This is a genomic window from Serratia sp. YC16 (assembly GCF_009707615.1).
Lineage (GTDB): Bacteria > Pseudomonadota > Gammaproteobacteria > Enterobacterales > Enterobacteriaceae > Serratia > Serratia surfactantfaciens.
In genome coordinates, this window is sequence record NZ_WLYN01000001.1 from 597,404 (window position 1) to 618,590 (window position 21,187).

A 21,187-nucleotide genomic window follows, 5' to 3' on the forward strand; every position below is an offset into this window, starting at 1 on the left:
TCTTCTAAAAAGAAGTCTTTTATCTCGCCGTGCCGCGGCAATTCGTGTCTCTTTTTTATATTGCGGCAGTCTGGCAAGAGATCAACAGATTTTTTTCTTTTGGCTGCCCAACTGCTCAACCTGAACGCAAGTTGTTGATCCTGCCTGCTATTCACTCATGCCCCAGAAGTATGGCTGTGCGAGTTTTATTCATAGCGTAAACAAAACCTTCCACCCGACGCCGCAAAATCCCACACTGTACCTGATAAAAAGCGTCACGCAACCTAATTAGCACGGAAAGACCGATTTCGCCAACCGGCGGCCACCCATGGCCATCCAGACGGCAAATAAACCTTAGTCGGTTTGCGGATAAAAGCGAACCGGCGTTAGAATATGCGCAGCGTTTTTTGTTTGGAGTCTAATAAATGTACACAAATACTGCACCTATCGGCCGCGAGGCCCTGCTGGCGGAAGCAAATAACATCATCCGCCAACACGAAGATTATCTGCACGGCATGATCGCCACCGACGTTGAACAAAAAAACGGCGTTTTAGTTTTCCGCGGCGAATACTTTTTAGATGCCGACGGGCTGCCCACCGCCAAAACCACCGCCGTATTTAATATGTTTAAACATTTGGCGCATCTGCTTTCGGAAAAATACCATCTGGTCGATTGAGAAATGAAAACGGGGGCGCCAGGCCCCCGTTGATCCATACACTCACGCCGTTACAGCAGCGGTTTTTCCCCACGCTGCCACCAACGCAACAGCAAGCGATCGACGCTCTCCGCCGCGCTGCCGGTGAAACGATCCATCAGACGTTTGCGGCGCGCATAGCGCACGGCGACCACCTCGTGATTATCCAGTTCGGCGATCAGCAAATCGTCGCTGGTGCCGATGGCGTCGATCAATCCCTTCTCTTTAGCCTGCGAACCGAACCAGTGCTCACCGGTGGCGACGCTATCGATGTCCAGCGACGGGCGCTGCTCATGCACGAAGCGCTTGAACAACTCATGCGTTTCGTTCAGATCTTCGCGGAACTTCTCGCGCCCCTGCTCGGTGTTTTCACCGAACAGCGTCAGCGTGCGTTTGAACTGCCCGGCGGTGTGCAGCTCCACATCGATGTCGTTCTTCTTCAACAGGCGATGGAAGTTAGGGATCTGCGCCACCACGCCGATGGAACCGATGATGGCGAACGGCGCTGCCACGATGCGATCCGCGACGCAGGCCATCATGTAGCCGCCGCTGGCCGCCACTTTATCCACCGCCACCGTCAGGCGAATGCCGCCCTTGCGCAGGCGCTCCAGCTGCGAGGCCGCCAGACCGTAGCCGTGCACCACCCCGCCCGGGCTTTCCAGACGCAGCAGCACCTCATCCTGCGCCGTGGCTACCGCCAGCACCGCCGAGATCTCTTCCCGCAGCGACGTCACCTCGTGCGCGTCCATGCTGCCCTTGAAGTCCAGCACATACAGGCACGGCTTGCTCACTTCAACCGCGCCGGACTTGGCGCGCTGCTTTTTCAGCTTGTCGTCGGCCTTGGTCTGCTTCTTGAACTGTTTCAGCCACACCTTCTGCTCGGCGGCATCCATGCGCGCCAGACGCATATCGCGTTGCATCTCGCGATACTGTTCGCCGAGATCGGTCAGCTGCAGCTCCCCTTTTTGGCGGCTCTTGCGTTGCCCCAAACTGACCGCCAGTATGGCCAACGCGGCGATGGCCAGCACCACCGTGGCGACCTTGGCCAGAAACAGGCCATAAACAGATATAAACTCCACAGATTCCGCCTTTATTTACAGGTTGTTAGTATGCTTCTTTCCATTTTAGCCAACCACGGCGGCTGCTGTCGCGGCTAAATGAAAATTCGTTGCGTCCTGCACGTCACTATGGGGACGATTGGCCACCGAACCAAGCCACCGCCGCACCGCTTTTGTTACAAAAGAATGCCATTTCAGCCAGCTACGCATTGAAAATGCGCACGGATTAAGGCATATAACACCCATTATTCATCAATACGATGAGACAGATTCGCTGCGCGGCCCGCAGGCGGTCGAGCCTTCGCTCCCGCCCCGGCCGCGCGTTTCACCCTTGCTCCCCATTATCAGCGGGAGAACAGCCACCCAGGCGAGGATTTATCGTGCATTACCAACCCAAACAAGATCTGCTCGAACAACGTATCATTTTGGTCACCGGCGCCGGCGACGGCATCGGCCGCGAAGCGGCGCTGACCTACGCACGTTTTGGCGCCCAGCTGGTTCTGCTGGGGCGCACCGAAAGCAAACTGCAGGCGGTTCAACAAGAGATCGCGGCCCAGGGCGGCGCCCCGGCGCTGGTAGTGACGCTGGACTTGCTGCACGCCACGCCGGAGCAATGCCGGCAAATCGCCGACGATCTGGCGCGCCAGCTCCCACGGCTGGACGGCGTGCTGCACAACGCCGGCCTGCTCGGCGACATCGCACCGATGGCCGATCTGTCGATGACCATGTGGCAAGAGGTGATGCAGGTTAACGTCAACGCCACCTTTATGCTGACTCAGGCGCTGCTGCCGCTGCTGCTGAAATCCCACGCCGGTTCACTGGTGTTCACCAGCTCCAGCGTCGGGCGCACCGGCCGCGCCGACTGGGGCGCCTATGCGGTATCGAAGTTCGCCACCGAAGGTATGATGCAGGTGTTGGCCGATGAATACAAAAATCGCAATCTGCGGGTAAACTGCATCAATCCGGGGGGAACTCGCACCAAAATGCGCGCATCCGCCTTCCCGCACGAAGACAAGAACAAGCTGAAAACCCCGGCCGACATCATGCCGCTGTATCTGTATCTGATGGGCGAAGACAGCCGCCGCAAAACTGGCATGAGCTTCGACGCTCAGCCGAATCGTAAACCCGGCGCGGCCGAATAATAAGGAGGGTTTTCATGGCGGAAGATCGTCATCAACAGCGCCAGCAACGCCTGAAAGAACAGGTCGATGCGCGCATCGCCGCCGCGCAGGAAACGCGCGGCCTGCTGCTGGTGTTTACCGGCAACGGTAAGGGCAAGAGCACCGCCGCTTTCGGCACCGTCACTCGTGCGGTGGGTCACGGCATGCGCGCCGGTGTGATTCAGTTCATCAAGGGCGAATGGCCCAATGGCGAAAAGAATCTGCTGCAGCAACACGGCGTTGAGTTTCAGGTGATGGCCACCGGCTTCACCTGGGAAACGCAGAACAAGGCCGACGATACTGCCGCCTGCCAGGCGGTGTGGCAACACGGCAAGCGCATGCTGGCCGACAGCAGCCTGGATCTGGTGTTGCTGGACGAAGTGACCTACATGCTGACCTACGGCTATCTGGAACTGGAGGAGCTGAAGGCAGCGCTGCTGGGGCGTCCTGCGCACCAAACGGTGATCCTGACCGGGCGCGGATGCCATCGCGATCTGCTGGAACTGGCGGATACGGTCACGGAGATGCGGCCGGTGAAACACGCGTTCGACGCGGGTGTGAAGGCGCAACAGGGGATCGATTGGTAACACCAAGTTCTGGCCCCGAACGGGGCCAGAATGAGGGATTAACTGCGTTTGCTCGGCTTGCTCGGTTTACCCGGCTTGCTGCCCGGCGCACTGCGGCGGCCGCTGCCGGCTACCTGCGAGTGACGCTTGACCGCGCGACGGATCTGGTTAGCCTTCACGCGGCGGCGCTCACGCTCGACCGGCATCTTGCTGACCGTTTCCGGTTTCAATTCAACCAGCTCACGCAGGTAGTTGATCGCCGCCAGGTCCAGCTCAGCCCAACCGCCGCGCGGCAGGCCTTTCGGCAGGTCAATGTCGCCGTAGCGCACGCGGATCAGACGGCTTACCTGCACGCCCACCGCTTCCCACAGGCGGCGCACTTCACGGTTACGGCCTTCGGTCAGGGTCACGTTGTACCACTGGTTGAGACCTTCACCACCCTGGAAGCTGATGGTGCGGAAGGCGGCCGGGCCGTCTTCCAGCTGCACGCCCTTGCTCAGCTGTTTCACTTTCGCATCGTCGACCTGGCCGAACACACGTACCGCGTACTCGCGTTCCACTTCGCGGCTCGGGTGCATCAGACGGTTGGCCAGTTCACCATCGGTGGTGAACAACAGCAGACCGGAGGTGTTGACGTCCAGCCGCCCTACCGCCACCCAGCGCGAACCGCGCAGCTTCGGCAGGCGATCGAACACCGTCGGGCGGCCTTCAGGATCGCTGCGGGTACACAGCTCGCCTTCCGGCTTGTAGTAAGCCAGCACGCGGCAAACCACCTCTTCGGATTCTTTGATCGACAGGACATGACCGTCCAGACGAATTTTCATCGCCGGCGTCACTTCAACGCGATCGCCCAGTTTGGCGACCTTGCCGTCGACGCTGACGCGCCCGGCTTCAATCATGGTTTCGATTTCACGACGCGAGCCATGCCCGGCGCGCGCTAAAACTTTCTGTAACTTTTCGCTCATTGAGCAACCTCTAATGTCGCCTTCACAGGCGTCGGGGGGATAACCGCCGCGGCTGACCGCCACAGCGGTAATAATACGTTTATCAGGATCGAACCGCGCATTATACAGGCTTTCTAAGGTGTTGAAACCCACTTTATCGGCGGGGGCACCCTCAGGCGGCGTTCAATACGCCAAAAAATCCTCCACCGCCCACAGCACCGCGTCAGGCCGTTCCAGAATGCCGAGATGGGTGCGCGCCTCGCCTAAACGCACCACGGAGAAAAACGGCTGCTCGGCGGCAAACATCTGCTGCTGCCGCAGGTAGTCGTCACGGCGATCCAACGAGTAAATATGGCGGCACGGCAGCGGCGCGCTCATCCCCGCCAGGCGTTGCAGCGGCGAACCGAATTGCCGATAGGCCTGTTCGATGGCCACGCCGGCGGCGCGCCAAAGCCGGTAATCCTCCTGCGCCATCTCGACCTCCAGGTGGCGTTTGACCTCAACATGGTTGACTCCTCCCTGCCAGAAGTCAAACAAGGCGTCTCGCGCCGCCTGCCATTGTTGCGGCTGCTGCATGCGGCTTACCGCCGTAAAGAAAGCCGGCTCCGGCGGCGTCATGATCCAGTCGAGAAACACCATGCCGCGCACGCGCTGTGGCAACGCCTCGGCCAACGCCACCGCCAGCCAGCTGGCGTGCGCCACCGACAGAGTGACCACGTTGTCCAAATGCAGCGCCGTCAACAACTGACGCGCATCTTCCAGCAGATCGTCCGCCGTCAGCGACATCTCCGCCGCTTTTGACGACAGGCCGTGGCCGCGCCAATCGATGCTGATCACCCGGTAACGCTCGGCCGCCAGAGCGATGAACGGCTCGAACACGGTTTTCGGTTCACACCAGCCGGGCAGCAACACCAGCGTTATCGGCCCTGAGCCGATATCCTGATAGTCGAGCGTCACGTTGGCGCTGTGAAATACGGTCATGTTACCTCCTGCGCGTCTCTCCCCGACCCGTTCGGGGACTCTCGGGATGATAAGGTGACAGCGCAGCAGGCATTGATCTATTGAAGTTCGTGCGGAAAAGAACTCGAGCGCACCTTATGAAAAAATGCGCACCAATTGGAATAAGAAATTAATGACGCACGCAGGGATAGGCAGCTGTCAGCGCCAGCATAATCACCGACGGCGCGGAATAATGCAGCTGCTCAGGATGTTCGTTTAAATATTGCATTACCGCGTCGGCAGCTACGCCAATGCTCATCCCGGCCGCCGGGCAGATATTGCGATTGCCCTGCATGGAATAGGTATCGAATACGCCGGCGACGTATCCCATAAACATGCCGCCATTCAACGCTTCCGCCACGGTGGCTTCGCCGCTTTTATTTTTTACGTAACCGCCGGATTCCGACAGCAAGGCGCTGCCTGAATAAAAACCCGCATTTGCCATTGAGGAAAATAATAAGGCCGCTAAAAAAGAAACCTGTTTAATCATTGTTGCGCATCCTGCCCATTATCAATTCTGAAGTATTCAAGAATAGCGGCTTTCACGCGAAGTCGCGTCGTTTCGGCCGATTTTCAGATAATGGGCAAGGTGGCAACAATTTACATCAGCGGAAAGGCGCCGCGTCGCCCGCCCCTTCGCGCACCACTTCTGGCGAGGATTCGGTCAGATCGATAACCGTAGTCGGCTGTTGGCCGAGGAAGCCGCCGTGGATCACCAGATCGACCACCTTACCCAAGTGATCGTTGATCTCTTCCGGATCCGACTCGGCAAAATCATTGCCCGGCAGCATCAGGGTGGTGGACATCATCGGCTCGTTCAACGCCTCCAGCAGCGCCAGTGCGATCGGGTTCGACGGCACGCGCAGACCGATGGTTTTGCGTTTTTCATTCATCAGGCGGCGCGGCACTTCTTTGGTCGCTTTCAGAATGAAGGTGTAGTTGCCTGGCGTATTGTTTTTGATCAGGCGGAACGCCGTATTGTCAACGTGCGCATAGGTCGACAACTCGGACAGATCGCGGCACATCAAGGTAAAGTTGTGGTTGCCGTCCAATTGGCGGATGCGGCAAATGCGTTCCATCGCCGCCTTTTCTTCCAGCATGCAGCCCAGCGCATAGCCGGAATCGGTGGGATAGACGATCACCCCACCCTTGCGCAGCGCCTCTACCGCCTGGTTGATCAAGCGCGGCTGCGGGTTGTCTGGGTGAATATAAAAAAGCTGACTCATGACTTGCTCCTAAAATGATGCCCGCGCGCGTCGCCACGCGCGTAAAATCAGACCGCCTCGCCCGACTGCGGCCAATCGCGCCACACCGGCTCGACGCCGCCCGGCAACCATAGCTTGCGCCCCAGCTCGATCCACGAACAAGGCTGATGAAAATCAGAGCCTTGCGAGGCCAACAGGCGGTAATCCTGCGCGTATTTGGCCAGCTGCGTGCGCTCGTGCGGCGCCTGCTGACACTGCGCCACTTCCATGGCGTCACCGCCGTGTTCGGCGAAATGCGCCAACAGACGCTTCAACCACTTCGCGGTCAGATCGTAACGGCCCGGATGCGCCATCACCGCCTGGCCGCCCGATTGATGAATCGCATCAATGGCTTGTTCTATTGTACACCACTGCGGCGGCACATAGCCGGTTTTGCCCTTGGCCAGGTATTTCTTGAACACCTGCGCCATATTGTCCGCCACGCCGATCTCCACCAGGTAACGGGCGAAATGACCACGGGTTACCGCGCCGTCGCCCGCCAGCCGCTGGGCACCGGCATAGGCGTCGGGAATGCGCGCTTTACCCAGCCGCACGCCGATCTCTTGCGCCCGTTGGTTGCGGCGTTCGGTTTGTGCCGCCAACAGCGACACCAGCGCCGGGTGCGCGACGTCCATGCCCAGCCCAACGATATGGATCTCATGATTTTCCCACAGCGTCGAGATCTCCACCCCGTTGACCAAGCGTAACGGCAACGCCTGTGCCGCAATGGCGGCGGCGGCCTCGGCCAGCCCGGCGGTGGTATCGTGATCGGTGATCGCCAGCACGCCCACGCGCATCTCAACCGCGCGCTGCACCAGCTGCGTCGGCGTCAGGTAGCCATCGGAGGCGGTCGTGTGGCTGTGGAGATCGTACAGAGTAAAAGCGGTGGATTGAGGGTTACTGTCTGTCAAAACGGCTATCCGGCAATGGCTTGGCTTTCTATCATACCCGCGATCGGCGGCCGGACGGAAATCTATTCTTCCCCCCAGCCGTAGGCGTCAGGCGGAGGATGAATAGAATTCACGCTGACCGCTAAAACATTGTGCAAAAAGAGGGTTGACTTTGCCTCGCCGAACCAGTTAACTAGTACACAAGTTCACGGCAACGGCCGTGTCGGATGAGAGTTAACAGAGAGAGTCTGCAAATGAACAAATACATTTCTCTTCACGGTTGGTGGCGTACCTCCCTCTTGCGGGCGGTGTAATCGCGCATAGCTGTCATCTGACAATGCAGATTTCCTGAGCCCGCACTTGATGCGGGCTTTTTTATGGACAGAATTCACTGGAACCACCGATGATGAACACTAAACCACAACTGACACTGCTGAAGGCGCAAGCCAGCTACCGGGGCGACCCCACCACCATTTTCCACCAGCTGTGCGGCGCGCGGCCGGCCACCCTGCTGCTGGAGTCGGCGGAAATCAACAGCAAACAGAATCTGCAGAGCCTGTTGGTGATCGACAGCGCGCTGCGCATCACCGCGCTGGGCCACACCGTCAGCGTGCAGGCGCTGACCGCCAACGGCGCGGCGCTGCTGCCGCTGCTGGACGAAGCGCTGCCGCCCGAGGTGCGCAATCAGGCACGCCCTAACGGCCGCGAGCTGACCTTCCCGACGATCGACGCGGTGCAGGACGAAGACGCCCGCCTGCGTTCACTGTCGGTGTTCGACGCGCTGCGCACGCTGCTGACGCTGGTCGACTCTCCGGCGGACGAGCGCGAAGCCGTGATGCTGGGCGGCCTGTTCGCCTATGACCTGGTCGCCGGTTTCGAAAACCTGCCGGCGCTGCGCCAGGATCAGCGTTGCCCGGACTTCTGCTTCTATCTGGCGGAAACTCTGCTGGTGCTGGATCACCAGCGCGGCTCGGCCCGCCTGCAGGCCAGCGTTTTCAGCGAACAAGCGAGCGAGACACAGCGCCTGCAGCAGCGTCTGGAACAGCTGCAGGCCGAGTTGCAACAAACCCCGCAGCCGATCCCGCACCAAAAGCTGGAGAACATGCAGCTGAGCTGTAACCAGAGCGACGAAGAGTACGGCGCGGTGGTCAGCGAGCTGCAGGAAGCGATCCGTCACGGCGAGATTTTCCAGGTGGTGCCGTCGCGCCGCTTCTCCCTGCCGTGCCCGGCGCCGCTGGCGGCCTACCAGACCTTAAAAGACAACAACCCCAGCCCGTACATGTTCTTCATGCAGGATGATGACTTCACCCTGTTCGGCGCTTCGCCGGAGAGCGCGCTGAAATACGATGCGGGCAATCGCCAAATTGAAATCTACCCGATCGCCGGCACCCGCCCGCGCGGTCGCCGTGCCGACGGTTCGTTGGATCTGGATCTCGACAGCCGCATCGAGCTGGAAATGCGCACCGACCACAAAGAGCTGGCCGAGCACCTGATGCTGGTCGATCTGGCGCGCAACGATCTGGCGCGCATCTGCCAGGCCGGCAGCCGCTACGTGGCCGACCTGACCAAAGTAGACCGCTATTCGTTCGTCATGCATCTGGTTTCCCGCGTGGTGGGCACTCTGCGCGCCGATCTCGACGTGCTGCACGCCTACCAGGCCTGCATGAACATGGGCACCCTCAGCGGCGCGCCGAAAGTACGGGCGATGCAGCTGATCGCCGCCTCCGAAGGCACGCGCCGCGGCAGCTACGGTGGCGCGGTGGGCTACTTCACCGCCACCGGCGATCTGGATACCTGCATCGTCATTCGCTCCGCCTACGTTGAAGACGGCATCGCCACCGTGCAGGCCGGCGCCGGCGTAGTGCTGGATTCCATCCCGCAGGCGGAAGCCGACGAAACCCGTAATAAAGCCCGTGCCGTGCTGCGCGCCATCGCCACTGCGCACCATGCCAAGGAGGTGTTCTGATGGCCGATATCCTGCTGCTCGACAACGTCGATTCCTTTACCTACAACCTGGTCGATCAGCTGCGCGCCAGTGGCCACCAGGTAGTGATTTACCGTAATCAGATCGCCGCCGAGGTGATCATCGAGCGTCTGCAACAGATGGAACAGCCGGTGCTGATGCTGTCGCCCGGCCCCGGCGCCCCTTCCGAAGCGGGCTGCATGCCGGAACTGCTGCAGCGTCTGCGCGGCCAACTGCCGATCATCGGCATCTGTCTCGGCCACCAGGCGATCGTCGAAGCCTACGGCGGCCAGGTCGGCCAGGCGGGTGAAATTCTGCACGGCAAAGCCTCGGCGATCGTTCACGACGGTGAAGGCATGTTCGCCGGCATGGTCAATCCGCTGCCGGTGGCGCGCTACCACTCGCTGGTCGGCAGCAACATCCCGGCCGACCTCACCGTCAACGCCCGTTTCGGCGAGATGGTGATGGCGGTGCGCGACGACCGCCGCCGCGTGTGCGGCTTCCAGTTCCACCCGGAATCGATTCTGACCACCCACGGCGCGCGCCTGCTTGAGCAGACCCTGGCCTGGGCGCTGGCGAAGTAATATAAGGAACACGACGATGCAACCTATTCTTGAGAAACTGTACCGCGCCGAGTCGATGAGCCAGCAGGAAAGCCAACAGCTGTTCAGCGCCATCGTGCGCGGCGAACTGGAGCCGAGCCAACTGGCGGCGGCGTTGATCAGCATGAAGGTCCGCGGCGAACGCCCGGAAGAGATCGCCGGCGCCGCCAAAGCGCTGCTGGACGACGCTCAGCCGTTCCCGCGCCCTGACTATCTGTTCGCCGATATCGTCGGCACCGGCGGCGACGGCACCAACAGCATCAATATTTCCACCGCCAGCGCCTTCGTGGCGGCGGCGTGCGGCGCGAAGATCGCCAAGCACGGCAACCGCAGCGTCTCCAGCCGCTCCGGCTCCTCGGATCTGCTGGCGGCGTTCGGCATCCGCCTGGATCTGCCGGCGGAAGAAGCGCGCAAGGCGCTGGACGATCTCGGCGTGTGCTTCCTGTTCGCGCCGCAGTACCACACCGGCTTTCGTCACGCCATGCCGGTGCGCCAGCAGCTGAAGACCCGCACGCTGTTCAACGTGCTGGGCCCGCTGATCAACCCGGCGCGTCCGCCGCTGGCGCTGATCGGCGTTTACAGCCCGGAACTGGTGCTGCCGATCGCCGAAACCCTGCGCGTGCTGGGCTATCAGCGCGCGGCGGTGGTCCACGGCGGCGGCATGGACGAGGTGGCGATCCACGCCCCGACGCACGTGGCGGAATTGAACAACGGCGAAATCAGCAGCTACCAGCTCACGCCGCAGTCCTTCGGATTGGAAACCTATCCGCTGGAAGCCTTGCTGGGCGGCACGCCGGAAGAAAACCGTGACATTTTGGCGCGGCTGTTACAAGGTAAAGGCGAGCCGGCGCACGCCGCGGCGGTCGCGGCCAACGTCGCGTTGCTTCTGAAGTTATTCGGACATGAAGACCTGCGCCAAAATGCGCGGCAGGCACTGGATATGATCAACAGCGGGCAGGCCTATGAGCGTGTCATCGCACTGGCGGCAAGAGGATAAATGATGCAGGAAACCGTGCTACACAAGATTGTCCGCGACAAAGCGCAATGGATCGCGGCGCGACAACAGCAACAGCCCCTGGCCGGCTTTCAGAATGACATCGTACCGAGCGAACGCAGCTTCTACCACGCGCTGCAGGGCACCCGGACGGCTTTCATTCTCGAATGCAAGAAGGCCTCGCCTTCCAAGGGACTGATTCGCGAGAACTTTGATCCGGTGGAGATCGCCTCGGTCTATAAAGATTTCGCCTCGGCGATCTCGGTGTTGACCGACGAGAAATACTTCCAGGGCAGCTTCGACTTCCTGCCGCTGGTCAGTCAAACCGTCAGCCAGCCGGTGTTGTGCAAAGACTTTATCATCGATCCGTATCAGATTTACCTGGCGCGCTACTATCAGGCCGACGCCATCCTGCTGATGCTGTCGGTGTTGACCGACGAACAGTACCGCCAACTGGCGGCGGTGGCCCACAGCCTCAATATGGGCGTGCTGACCGAAGTGATCAGTGAAGAAGAGCTGCAGCGTGCGGTCGCGCTGGAAGCGCGGGTGGTTGGCATCAATAACCGCGACCTGCGCGATCTGAGCATCGACCTGAACCGCACCCGTCAGTTGGCGCCGCGCGTGCCGCACGGCGTGACGGTGATCAGCGAATCGGGCATCAACAACTACGGGCAGATTCGCGAGCTGAGCCACTACGCCAACGGCTTCCTGATCGGCAGCGCGTTGATGTCGGAACCCGATCTGCGCGCCGCCGTGCGCCGCGTGATCCTCGGTGACAACAAAGTGTGCGGACTGACTCGCCCGCAGGACGCCGCCGCCGCTTATCAGGCCGGCGCCATCTACGGCGGGCTGATTTTCGTCGGCCGTTCACCGCGCTATGTGGATATCACCCGCGCCCGTGAAGTGATCTCCGGCGCGCCGCTGAAGTACGTCGGCGTATTCTGCGACGCCCAGGTCGATACCGTGGCGTTGACCGTTGAGCGTCTCGGCTTGCAGGCGGTTCAGCTGCACGGTGCGGAAGACCAGGCCTATATCAGCGCCCTGCGCGCCCGTTTGCCGGCCGATTGCCGCATCTGGAAAGCGCTGAGCGTGAAAGATCGGGTGCCGGTGCGCGATCTGCAGCATGTCGATCGCTATCTGCTGGACAACGGCGCAGGCGGCACCGGCCAACGCTTCGACTGGTCGGTATTGCAAGGCGAAGACCTGACTAACGTCATGCTGGCGGGCGGCCTGCGCGCAGACAACTGCGTTGAAGCGGCCAAGCTCGGCTGCGCCGGTCTGGACTTCAACTCCGGCGTGGAGAGCGAACCGGGCATCAAAGATCCCGCGCGCCTGGCATCGGTTTTCCAAACCCTACGCGCCTACTGAATATGGCTCTACACTAATAACGGATAATAACGGGAACTCTCATGACGCTGCTTAACCCCTACTTCGGCGAATTTGGTGGCCAATACGTGCCGCAAATTCTGATGCCGGCCTTGAAACAACTGGAAGAAGCCTTTGTCAGCGCTCAGCGCGATCCGGCGTTTCAGGCAGAATTTATCGATCTGTTGAAGAACTATGCGGGCCGCCCAACGGCGTTGACGCTGTGCAAAAACCTCACCGCCGGCAGCAACACCAAGCTCTATCTGAAGCGTGAAGATCTGCTGCACGGCGGCGCGCACAAAACCAACCAGGTGCTGGGCCAGGCCCTGCTGGCCAAACGCATGGGCAAAACCGAGATCATCGCGGAAACCGGCGCCGGTCAACACGGGGTCGCCTCCGCGCTGGCCTGCGCGTTGCTCGGCCTGAAATGCCGCATCTATATGGGTGCCAAAGACGTCGAGCGCCAGTCGCCGAACGTGTTCCGCATGCGGCTGATGGGTGCGGAAGTGATCCCGGTGCACAGCGGCTCCGCCACGCTGAAAGACGCCTGCAACGAAGCGTTGCGCGACTGGTCCGGCAGCTATGAAACCGCGCACTATATGCTCGGCACCGCCGCCGGTCCGCACCCGTATCCCACCATCGTGCGTGAATTCCAGCGCATGATCGGCGAAGAAACCAAAGCGCAGGTGCTGGAGCGTGAAGGCCGTCTGCCGGATGCGGTCATCGCCTGCGTCGGCGGCGGCTCCAACGCCATCGGCATGTTCGCCGATTTTATCGATGACGCCGAAGTGGGCCTGATCGGCGTGGAACCCGCCGGTCTGGGCATCGAAACCGGTCAGCACGGCGCGCCGCTCAAGCATGGCCACGTCGGCATCTACTTCGGCATGAAAGCGCCGATGATGCAAACCGACGAAGGCCAGATTGAAGAGTCCTATTCGATCTCCGCCGGGCTGGACTTCCCGTCCGTCGGGCCACAGCACGCCTACCTGAACAGCATCGGCCGCGCAGAATACGTGTCAATCACCGACGACGAAGCGCTGGAAGCGTTCAAGGCGCTGTCGCGCCATGAAGGCATCATCCCGGCGCTGGAATCTTCGCACGCCCTGGCGCACGCGCTGAAAATGATCCGTGAAACGCCGCAGAAAGAGCAGATCCTGGTGGTCAACCTGTCCGGCCGCGGCGACAAAGACATATTTACCGTTCACGACATTTTGAAAGCACGGGGAGAAATCTGATGGAACGTTATCAGCAACTGTTCACGCGTCTGGAAAGCAGCAAGGAAGGCGCATTCGTCCCGTTCGTCACGCTGGGCGATCCCAACCCGGCGCTGTCACTGCAGATTATCGACACCCTGATTGAAGCCGGCGCAGACGCGCTGGAGCTGGGCATCCCCTTCTCCGATCCCCTGGCGGACGGGCCGACGATCCAGAACGCGACGCTGCGCGCCTTCGCCGCCGGCGTCACCCCGACCCAGTGCTTCGAGATGCTGGCGGCCATCCGCCAAAAGCACCCGACCATTCCTATCGGCCTGCTGATGTATGCCAATCTGGTGTTCCATAAAGGCATCGATGCGTTTTACCAACGCTGCGCCGAAGTGGGCGTGGATTCGGTGCTGGTCGCCGACGTGCCGTTTGAAGAGTCTGCGCCGTTCCGCGCCGCCGCCGCGCGCCACGGTATCGCGCCGATCTTCATCTGCCCACCGAACGCCGATGACGAGCTGCTGCGTGAAATCGCTTCGCACGGCCGCGGCTATACCTACCTGCTGTCGCGCGCCGGAGTAACCGGCACCGAAAGCCGGGCGCAGCTGCCGCTGCATCATCTGGTGAACAAGCTGCGCGAGTACCACGCCGCGCCGCCGCTGCAGGGCTTTGGCATCTCCGAACCGGAGCAGGTGAAGGCCGCGCTGCAGGCCGGCGCCGCCGGCGCGATCTCCGGCTCGGCCATCGTCAAAATCATCGAACAGCACCATGCCAACCCGGCGGAGATGCTGGCTAAACTGGCGACCTTCGTCAGCGCGATGAAGCACGCCACCCGGGCATGATCCTCTTTGGCGAGCGCCCTGCCGGCGCTCGCTTTAACAGCTTGTTTCCCTTCAAAGTTTGTTCCATTTATTTACCGCAAAAATTTGAACAAACCGCCGTCTTGTCTCACAATGAACTTTGTTCGCTATGCATTTCTTCGTTTGATTTGGGGAATGCGCTCGCAGTGGCGATACACCGTCGCGAGTTTTAACCATAACATTGCATGGAGAGTAATTTATGAAGCTTTTTAAAACCCTTTCGGCCTTGTGCATGGCAGCCGTTGTGGCGGTCGCGGTGAGCGCTTGCGCGCCGACGGCAAAATCTGAGGGAACGGGCGGCTATATCGATGACACGGTGATCACCACCAAAGTGAAATCGGCGCTGCTGGCGGATAAAAACATTAAGTCGCGCGAGATCAGCGTGGAAACCTTTAAAGGACGCGTTCAGCTGAGCGGTTTCGTGACGTCCAGCGATGACGCCAACCGTGCGGTGCAGGTTACTCGCGGCGTTGCCGGCGTGAAATCCGTTGACAACGTAATGCAGCTTAAATAATACCGACAGGGAGGCCTTGCGCCTCCCTGCTTACGGCTTTGATCAGAAGCGGTAACCCGCCCCGAACATGAACACCCACGGATCCAGACGCGTATCGAAGCTGTGGTGCCCACCATTCGCATCGTTGAAGCGAGTTTTGGTTTCGATGTTCATCCACCACACCGACATGTTCAGCATCCAGTGTTCATCCAGGTTGTAATCCAGACCGGCCTGCGCCGCCACACCCCAGGAGTCTTTCAGATCGAGGTTGCTCAACCCGGCGCTTTTACCGTAGTCGTTGAACTTCTCGTCGAAGAAGGTGGTGTAGTTAACGCCGACGCCCAGGTAAGGACGCAGTTTGTCCTGCTTGTCGCCGAAGTAGTATTGCGCCATCAGCGTTGGCGGCAGTTGGTGAACGGTCGCCAGATCGGTGCCGCCCAGCGTCACCTTGTGGCGGAACGGGGTTGCGGCCAACAGCTCAACGCCAATGTTGTCCGTCACCATATACCCGAAGGTCAGGCCGAGCTGAGTGTTGTTTTTCGCATCCAGCGAACCTAAGCCCAGCACGTTGTCCGACCCCGCATTCGGGCGTACCGTCGCGGTACCCGCGCGGAACAGGAAATCACCAGCCTGATGCGCACTTGCCAACATAGGCGCCATCATCGTCGCCAATACCACCAGAGTTGTCTTTTTCATTATCCATTCCATTTGTGTGGTTAATCTCTCGGGGAGGAATATACCTACTTTCGGGTATTTGTGATCCCATCGAGATCACATCTTATGTGTAAAAATTTAAAATCCTACTAAAAACAAGGTTACCTAACCGCTTAATAAATCAAGGATTGATCTGCATCAAAAAATCGATTTTGTTGCAAATTATCTACATGTTCAAATTTCAGTTGCGGAGAAAAATGCGGCTGAGGTAATTTCGTTTTCCGTGTTGGTTTTGGTTGGTGCCGTAAGGAGTCGGCGGGCAATCAAGATGAGCGAAATCCTTAATCCCTGTGTCAGCTGCGGCGCATGCTGCGGTTATTTTCGAGTGTCATTCTATTGGGCCGAAGCCGAAGACGGCGGCGGCACCGTCCCTCTTTCCCTAACGGAGCCTTTGACCCCGTTCCTACGCTGCATGCAGGGGACCAACAGCAAGTCCCCACGCTGTACCGCATTGGACGGCGAGATCGGCACCGCCGTGTCCTGCTCGATCTACCTCAATCGGCCCAGCCCGTGCAGAGAGTTCGATCAGTCCGGTGAAAACGGCCTGCGCAACGAAGCCTGCGATCGCGCTCGCGAACGCTACGGCCTGCCGCCGTTGCCGGTGCCCTTGCCGCTTTCGCTGCCTGAGACGACGATCGTTGAAGAAATAGGCGTAGTGCAATTCGCGGGGTGCCACAGCGGCGTGGAACAGGGTACAATCACCCACTGATTTATCTCTGTTTTCCCGACGCCAAGGAGTCTGCATGCCTATCACGGCCAACGCTTTGTACCGTGACAGTTTTAACTTTTTACGCAACCAACTGGCCAGCATCCTGATGCTGGCGCTGTTGACGGCGTTTATCTCCGTGCTGCTGAATCAGGCCTTCAGCCCCGATGCCGAACAGTTGGCGACGCTCGCGGCCACCACCAGCGATTTCGCCTCGTCTACCGGCATGGGCATTCAGGAAGTGATCCAGCAGATGACGCCGGAACAGCAGATGGTGCTGCTGAAAGTGTCGGCCGCCGCCACCTTCTCCGCTCTGGTCGGCAACGTGCTGCTGGTCGGCGGGATGCTGACGCTGATCCGTCTGGTGTCGCAAGGGCAACGCACCAGCGCCCTGCGCGCGCTCGGCGCTTCGGCGCCCGATCTGCCTCGCCTGTTGCTGCTGCTGTTTATCTGCACCCTGCTGATCCAGCTCGGCCTGACGCTGTTTGTGGTGCCGGGCGTGATCATGGCGATCGCCTTCGCGCTGGCGCCGGTGATCGCCTCCGTCGACAAAAAAGGCGTGTTCGCTTCGCTCAAGTTGAGCAGCAAACTGGCCTTCGCCAATGCGCGCGTGATTGTGCCGGCGATGATGCTGTGGCTGGCGGCCAAGCTGCTGGTGCTGTTCCTGGTGAGCCATCTGTCGGTGCTGACGCCGAACGTCGCCAGCGTAGTGTTGACCGCGTTGAGCAACCTGGTATCCGCCCTGCTGCTGATCTATCTGTTCCGTCTGTATATGCTGCTGCGCGGCTAAGGCCGGCGCCACCAAAACCCAAGGGGCACGCTTCGGCGCGCCCCTTTTTTTGTTTACCCCGCCGTGGCGGCTTCCGCCTGCTCCTTACTCTGAATCAGCTTCAGCGCCAGATACAGGTCCGGCACCAAAATCAGCTCTTTGTCACGCCCCAATCGGTTGATGCGGAACCAGCGCGTCAGTTCGGTGCGGCGCCCCGCCAGTACCAGCTTAACGTTACGCTGCAATAGGTCGCGTTTCAGTTCGTCGATGGACGCCAGTACGCTGATGTCGGCATGGGTAAAGCTGGCCACCGCGTCCACCACCACCCAGCGCGGCTGGAACGGCGTGCCGTCGACCAAATTGAGGATGCGGCGTTTAAAATACGCCACGTTGAAATAGGTTAGCGGCGAATTGAAGCGGTACATCATGACGCCAGGCACCGCCTTCACGCCATTGTTGTTGCCCATGGAATGGATCATGCCTTCGTCGTTGACCCCCAGCAGCTGTTCCGTCGGCCGGAAGACGGTGCGCAGAAACTGCATCAATCCGAGCAAGACCGCCAAGCCGATACCGCTGATCACCCCCACCAGCAGCACGCTGAGGAAGGTAAACAGCGCCAGGCGGAAAGCCTGAGCGTTGCGACGGCGCAAGACCCAGATGCCGCGAATGTCCAGCAGCGACCAGGCCGCATACATCAGCACCACGCCCAATCCCGCCACCGGAATAAACTGCAGCGGCGCCATCAGGAACAGCAAGACGAAGGCGATTACCGCTGCGGCGATGATCGACACCAGCTGGCTCTTGCCACCGTTGGAGTCATTCACCGCGGTGCGCGAGTCCGCACCGCTGATGGCGAAACCTTGCGACAGCGCCGAAACGATATTCACCAGCCCCAACGCGCGAAACTCGGCGTCGGCGTTGACCTCATAACCGTTCTTGGCGGCGAAGCTGCGGGCAGTAAGCATCATGCTGACAAAGCTCACCACCGCCAGGTTGAGCGCCGGGATCACCATGTCGCGCAGCAAACCAGGCTGAAAGTCCGGCCACTGGACGATCGGCAACACGCCGCTGAAGCCACCCACCGTCACCACGCCATGCTGCTGCAAGCCGCCGGCCCAGGTAACGAACGCCGCCAGCACGATGGCGAACAGCGGCGCCGGCCAGTTAGGCCGCCATTTTTTGAATCCAAGCAGCGTCACCAACGTCAGCAGCGACACCGCCATCGTCAGCCAATCGCTGTGCAGCAGGTTACTCGGCAGCGCGTAGATGCGTTCGATCAGCTGCGCCTGATGCACCGTGAACCCCAACACCTTGCCGATTTGATCGACGATAATGGTCAGCGCCACGCCGTTCAGCAGCCCGCTGAGGATCGGCCGCGACAGCAGATCCGCCAACGCCCCCAGCTTGAACCGGCTGGCCAGCAGGCACCATCCCCCCATCATGGCGGTCATCATGATGGTCAGTTGCCAATGGCGTTCCATATTGCCCGCCGCCAGCGGCGTCACCACCGCGGCGATCACCGCACAGGTGGCGGCGTCGGGCCCGACGATCAGCTGGCGTGACGAACCGAACAGCGCATAGGCCACCATCGGCAAGATACAGGAATAGAGCCCGACTACCGGGCTGACGCCGGCCAGCTCGGCGTAGGCGATGGCCACCGGCAAGGCGACGGCGGCAACGGAAAGACCGGCGCGAATATCCGGCTTGAGCCAACCGCGTTGATACCCCAATAAATGCGTCAAACCAGGCGTCAGGGCCTGGAGAGATTTCCACTGCATGCTGTTTTCCGCGGTAAATTATCTGGTTATTATGACACTTACTATGCGACCTGCGGCCGGCTCTGGCAATGCAACCGTGCTTTCTTGCGTAAGTTTATGCAAATTCCTGCTTTCGCGGCAGAAATCCGCCGGCCAAACGCCGATAATCGGCAACGTCCGGCGGTACACAGAGCCCGCTGAATCCGGTATAGTCGGCCGATGAACAGATGATGGATTGATTTATGAAGCAGTTTCTTGATTTTCTCCCGTTGATTGTCTTTTTCGCTTTTTACAAACTGTACGACATTTACGTCGCCTCTGGCGCGTTGATCGTCGCCACCGCACTGGCGCTGGTGTTCACCTGGGTGAAATACCGCAAGGTTGAGAAGATGACGCTGATCACCTTCCTGATGGTGTTGGTGTTCGGCACCCTGACGCTGGTGTTCCACAACGATTTGTTCATCAAGTGGAAAGTGACGGTGATTTACGCGCTGTTCGCGCTGGCGCTGCTGATCAGCCAGTGGGTGCTCAAAAAGCCGCTGGTTCAACGCATGCTGGGCAAAGAGCTGACGCTGCCGGACAAAGTGTGGAGCAACCTCAACCTGGCCTGGGCGGTCTTCTTCCTGGCCTGCGGCCTGGCGAATATCTATGTCGCTTTCTGGCTGCCGCAAAGCGTCTGGGTCAATTTCAAAGTCTTTGGCCTGACGGTGTTGACGCTGGTATTCACCCTGCTTAGCGGTATCTATATTTACCGGCACATGCCGGCAGAACAGAAAAAATAGTTACAAATTTGTTAATGCCTGCGGCGCTTGCCGCGGGCAGTATGAAGTGATTCCCTCCTTTTAAAAGCAGACTGCTATGACACAACAACGACCTTTACCCAGCGGCGAGCTGGTGCTGCGCACGCTGGCGATGCCGGCTGATACCAATGCCAACGGCGATATCTTCGGCGGCTGGCTGATGTCGCAAATGGATATCGGCGGCGCCATCCAGGCAAAAGAGATCGCCGAAGGGCGCGTGGTGACCGTACGCGTAGACGGCATGACCTTCCTGAAACCGGTGGCGGTAGGCGACGTGGTTTGCTGCTATGCGCACTGCATCCGCACCGGGCGCAGCTCGATCACCATCAATATCGAAGTGTGGGTAAAGAAAGTCTCTTCCGCTCCGATCGGTCAGCGCTATCGCGCGACAGAAGCGGTGTTCACCTATGTGGCAGTCGATGCGGAAGGCAACTCGCGCGCGTTGCCAGACGGTAAAATTAATTTCCGCGTCGGCTTCGAAGAGTAAGCCGGCGGAGATACCGCAAATGCAAAAAGGGTCGCCGAGGCGACCCTTTTTTTCTTTGATGGTGACCGAACTCAGTTCAATTCGGTCGTGCCGTTCAGCTTGAAGCGGATAGTCACGGTGCGATCTTTCGCTTCCTTGGCTTCATACCGCCATTTGCGCATCGCCTGCTTCACTTCACGCTCAAACATATTGCGCGGTTCCGCCGACAGGATGCGCACGTTGCTCACCCGGCCGTCGCTGTCGATATCGAACTGTACCCGCACATTACCTTCGATCTGCAAAGCCTGGGCTCGCGGCGGATAGAGCGGGTTAGCGCGGCTGATCGGCCTTGGCCCAACCTCGCGCGAGTTGCCCTGCACCGGCGCGGCAGGCGCCTGTTTCACCGGCGCTTTGTCGATCGGCTTGGCCGGCGAATCGTTGTTGAACGGCGACGGCTCGCGCGGCTCGACTTTCTTCGGCTCCGATTTAACCGGTTTTTCTACCTTCGGCTTTGGCTTAGGCTTCGGTTTCGGCTTGACCGGCTCCGGCTTCACGATCGCCTTTGGCGGCGGCTCCACAATGGGTTCCGGTTCTGGCTCCGGCTCAGGTTCAACCTGCGGCGGTTCCGGCTCGGCCGGCGCCGGTGGCGGCGGTTCGGCCATCGCGGCGGTGTTGACCATCATGACGCTGATCGGCGCGTCCTCTGGCTTCGGCAGCTCCACCACTTCCTTTACCGAAGCGTAAAGCAACCCCGCCACCAGGGCGCTGTGCAAGCCTACGGACAAAACAAAAGGCACGGATATACGGCGATTAAGGAACATCTTTTTTAGCGGCATAATGATTCTGTTTCCTCTGGTTCGCCAAGTTTAAATGCAAATAGCAATCATATTCAATAACGAAAGGCAAACTATCGCTTTAATCGTCAGTATCCGCAGCGAAAACCAGCAAACTCATAAGGATATTA

Annotated in this window: 23 protein-coding genes and 1 other annotated feature; of the genes, 14 read left to right on the top strand and 9 right to left on the bottom strand. The window is 59.8% G+C overall.

Annotation, left to right across the window (positions count from 1 at the left end; all coding sequences use genetic code 11):
* The first annotated feature begins 404 nt into the window (after positions 1–404).
* Positions 405–656: a YciN family protein gene (locus GKN89_RS02695; protein WP_019452700.1), complete on the top strand. Its 252-nt coding sequence runs from the start codon at positions 405–407 to the stop codon at positions 654–656.
* A 50-nt stretch (positions 657–706) separates the two neighbouring features.
* On the opposite strand, the gene sohB is transcribed toward GKN89_RS02695, so the two are convergent.
* Positions 707–1,753, bottom strand: coding sequence for a protease SohB (gene sohB / locus GKN89_RS02700; RefSeq protein ID WP_019452701.1), 1,047 nt, complete (start codon positions 1,751–1,753; stop codon positions 707–709).
* Positions 1,754–2,112: 359 nt separating this feature from the next.
* Between sohB and GKN89_RS02705 the strand changes: the two genes are divergently transcribed.
* Together GKN89_RS02705 and cobO are read left to right on the top strand one after the other, a co-directional pair.
* Entirely contained in the window at positions 2,113–2,874 is a 762-nt protein-coding gene (locus GKN89_RS02705) for a YciK family oxidoreductase (protein WP_019452702.1), read from the top strand.
* Between the two features lie 14 nt (positions 2,875–2,888).
* A complete protein-coding gene (gene cobO / locus GKN89_RS02710) occupies positions 2,889–3,479 on the top strand; it encodes a cob(I)yrinic acid a,c-diamide adenosyltransferase (RefSeq protein WP_019452703.1) in 591 nt (196 codons plus the stop codon).
* 38 nt (positions 3,480–3,517) lie between these two features.
* On the opposite strand, the gene rluB is transcribed toward cobO, so the two are convergent.
* The 5 genes from rluB to GKN89_RS02735 all read right to left on the bottom strand — a co-directional run bounded on the left by rluB (position 3,518) and on the right by GKN89_RS02735 (position 7,556).
* Complete coding sequence (gene rluB, locus GKN89_RS02715; protein WP_063918438.1) at positions 3,518–4,423, bottom strand: 23S rRNA pseudouridine(2605) synthase RluB; 906 nt, start codon at positions 4,421–4,423, stop codon at positions 3,518–3,520.
* Between the two features lie 162 nt (positions 4,424–4,585).
* A complete protein-coding gene (locus GKN89_RS02720) occupies positions 4,586–5,383 on the bottom strand; it encodes an alpha/beta fold hydrolase (RefSeq protein ID WP_154746307.1) in 798 nt (265 codons plus the stop codon).
* 148 nt (positions 5,384–5,531) lie between these two features.
* Positions 5,532–5,891 carry a Rap1a/Tai family immunity protein gene (locus tag GKN89_RS02725; protein WP_019452706.1) on the bottom strand — a complete coding sequence of 120 codons (360 nt, stop codon included), beginning with the start codon at positions 5,889–5,891 and terminating at the stop codon, positions 5,532–5,534.
* A gap of 115 nt (positions 5,892–6,006) precedes the next feature.
* Positions 6,007–6,627: an L-threonylcarbamoyladenylate synthase gene (locus GKN89_RS02730; RefSeq protein WP_063918440.1), complete on the bottom strand. Its 621-nt coding sequence runs from the start codon at positions 6,625–6,627 to the stop codon at positions 6,007–6,009.
* 47 nt (positions 6,628–6,674) lie between these two features.
* A complete protein-coding gene (locus GKN89_RS02735; RefSeq protein ID WP_063918441.1) occupies positions 6,675–7,556 on the bottom strand; it encodes a PHP domain-containing protein in 882 nt (293 codons plus the stop codon).
* Positions 7,557–7,810: 254 nt separating this feature from the next.
* Positions 7,811–7,914: a sequence feature (Trp leader region), on the top strand.
* Between the two features lie 24 nt (positions 7,915–7,938).
* Here GKN89_RS02735 and GKN89_RS02740 point away from each other — a divergent pair.
* The 7 genes from GKN89_RS02740 (at position 7,939) to GKN89_RS02770 (ending at position 15,032) form a co-directional block, all read left to right on the top strand.
* Complete coding sequence (locus GKN89_RS02740; protein WP_019452709.1) at positions 7,939–9,501, top strand: anthranilate synthase component 1; 1,563 nt, start codon at positions 7,939–7,941, stop codon at positions 9,499–9,501.
* Positions 9,501–10,082, top strand: coding sequence for a gamma-glutamyl-gamma-aminobutyrate hydrolase family protein (locus GKN89_RS02745; protein ID WP_063918442.1), 582 nt, complete (start codon positions 9,501–9,503; stop codon positions 10,080–10,082). Before GKN89_RS02740 ends, GKN89_RS02745 begins: the two co-directional genes overlap by 1 nt.
* A gap of 16 nt (positions 10,083–10,098) precedes the next feature.
* Positions 10,099–11,097 carry an anthranilate phosphoribosyltransferase gene (gene trpD, locus GKN89_RS02750; protein ID WP_015378066.1) on the top strand — a complete coding sequence of 333 codons (999 nt, stop codon included), beginning with the start codon at positions 10,099–10,101 and terminating at the stop codon, positions 11,095–11,097.
* A gap of 3 nt (positions 11,098–11,100) precedes the next feature.
* A complete protein-coding gene (gene trpCF / locus GKN89_RS02755; RefSeq protein WP_154746638.1) occupies positions 11,101–12,462 on the top strand; it encodes a bifunctional indole-3-glycerol-phosphate synthase TrpC/phosphoribosylanthranilate isomerase TrpF in 1,362 nt (453 codons plus the stop codon).
* A gap of 41 nt (positions 12,463–12,503) precedes the next feature.
* The gene (gene trpB, locus GKN89_RS02760) at positions 12,504–13,694 is read left to right on the top strand and encodes a tryptophan synthase subunit beta (RefSeq protein ID WP_049242960.1); all 1,191 of its coding nucleotides are present in this window, start codon (positions 12,504–12,506) and stop codon (positions 13,692–13,694) included.
* Positions 13,694–14,500 carry a tryptophan synthase subunit alpha gene (gene trpA / locus GKN89_RS02765; protein ID WP_063918443.1) on the top strand — a complete coding sequence of 269 codons (807 nt, stop codon included), beginning with the start codon at positions 13,694–13,696 and terminating at the stop codon, positions 14,498–14,500. Before trpB ends, trpA begins: the two co-directional genes overlap by 1 nt.
* A gap of 217 nt (positions 14,501–14,717) precedes the next feature.
* Positions 14,718–15,032, top strand: coding sequence for a BON domain-containing protein (locus GKN89_RS02770; RefSeq protein WP_019452714.1), 315 nt, complete (start codon positions 14,718–14,720; stop codon positions 15,030–15,032).
* 42 nt (positions 15,033–15,074) lie between these two features.
* Here the strand turns inward: GKN89_RS02770 and ompW are convergent, their stop codons facing one another.
* Positions 15,075–15,707: an outer membrane protein OmpW gene (gene ompW, locus GKN89_RS02775; RefSeq protein ID WP_019452715.1), complete on the bottom strand. Its 633-nt coding sequence runs from the start codon at positions 15,705–15,707 to the stop codon at positions 15,075–15,077.
* A gap of 286 nt (positions 15,708–15,993) precedes the next feature.
* On the opposite strand from ompW, the gene GKN89_RS02780 reads away from it, so the two are divergent.
* Entirely contained in the window at positions 15,994–16,434 is a 441-nt protein-coding gene (locus GKN89_RS02780) for a YkgJ family cysteine cluster protein (RefSeq protein ID WP_025159790.1), read from the top strand.
* Positions 16,435–16,468: 34 nt separating this feature from the next.
* Positions 16,469–17,221, top strand: coding sequence for a YciC family protein (locus GKN89_RS02785; RefSeq protein WP_019452717.1), 753 nt, complete (start codon positions 16,469–16,471; stop codon positions 17,219–17,221).
* Between the two features lie 53 nt (positions 17,222–17,274).
* On the opposite strand, the gene GKN89_RS02790 is transcribed toward GKN89_RS02785, so the two are convergent.
* Positions 17,275–18,978 carry a SulP family inorganic anion transporter gene (locus tag GKN89_RS02790; RefSeq protein WP_154746308.1) on the bottom strand — a complete coding sequence of 568 codons (1,704 nt, stop codon included), beginning with the start codon at positions 18,976–18,978 and terminating at the stop codon, positions 17,275–17,277.
* Between the two features lie 221 nt (positions 18,979–19,199).
* On the opposite strand from GKN89_RS02790, the gene GKN89_RS02795 reads away from it, so the two are divergent.
* Positions 19,200–19,739, top strand: coding sequence for a septation protein A (locus tag GKN89_RS02795; RefSeq protein ID WP_019452719.1), 540 nt, complete (start codon positions 19,200–19,202; stop codon positions 19,737–19,739).
* 76 nt (positions 19,740–19,815) lie between these two features.
* On the top strand, positions 19,816–20,244 hold the full coding sequence (gene yciA / locus GKN89_RS02800) for an acyl-CoA thioester hydrolase YciA (RefSeq protein WP_154746309.1): 429 nt from the start codon (positions 19,816–19,818) through the stop codon (positions 20,242–20,244).
* Between the two features lie 71 nt (positions 20,245–20,315).
* Here yciA and tonB read toward each other — a convergent pair whose 3' ends face one another.
* Entirely contained in the window at positions 20,316–21,059 is a 744-nt protein-coding gene (tonB, locus tag GKN89_RS02805) for a TonB system transport protein TonB (RefSeq protein WP_063918445.1), read from the bottom strand.
* Positions 21,060–21,187: the final 128 nt, after the last annotated feature.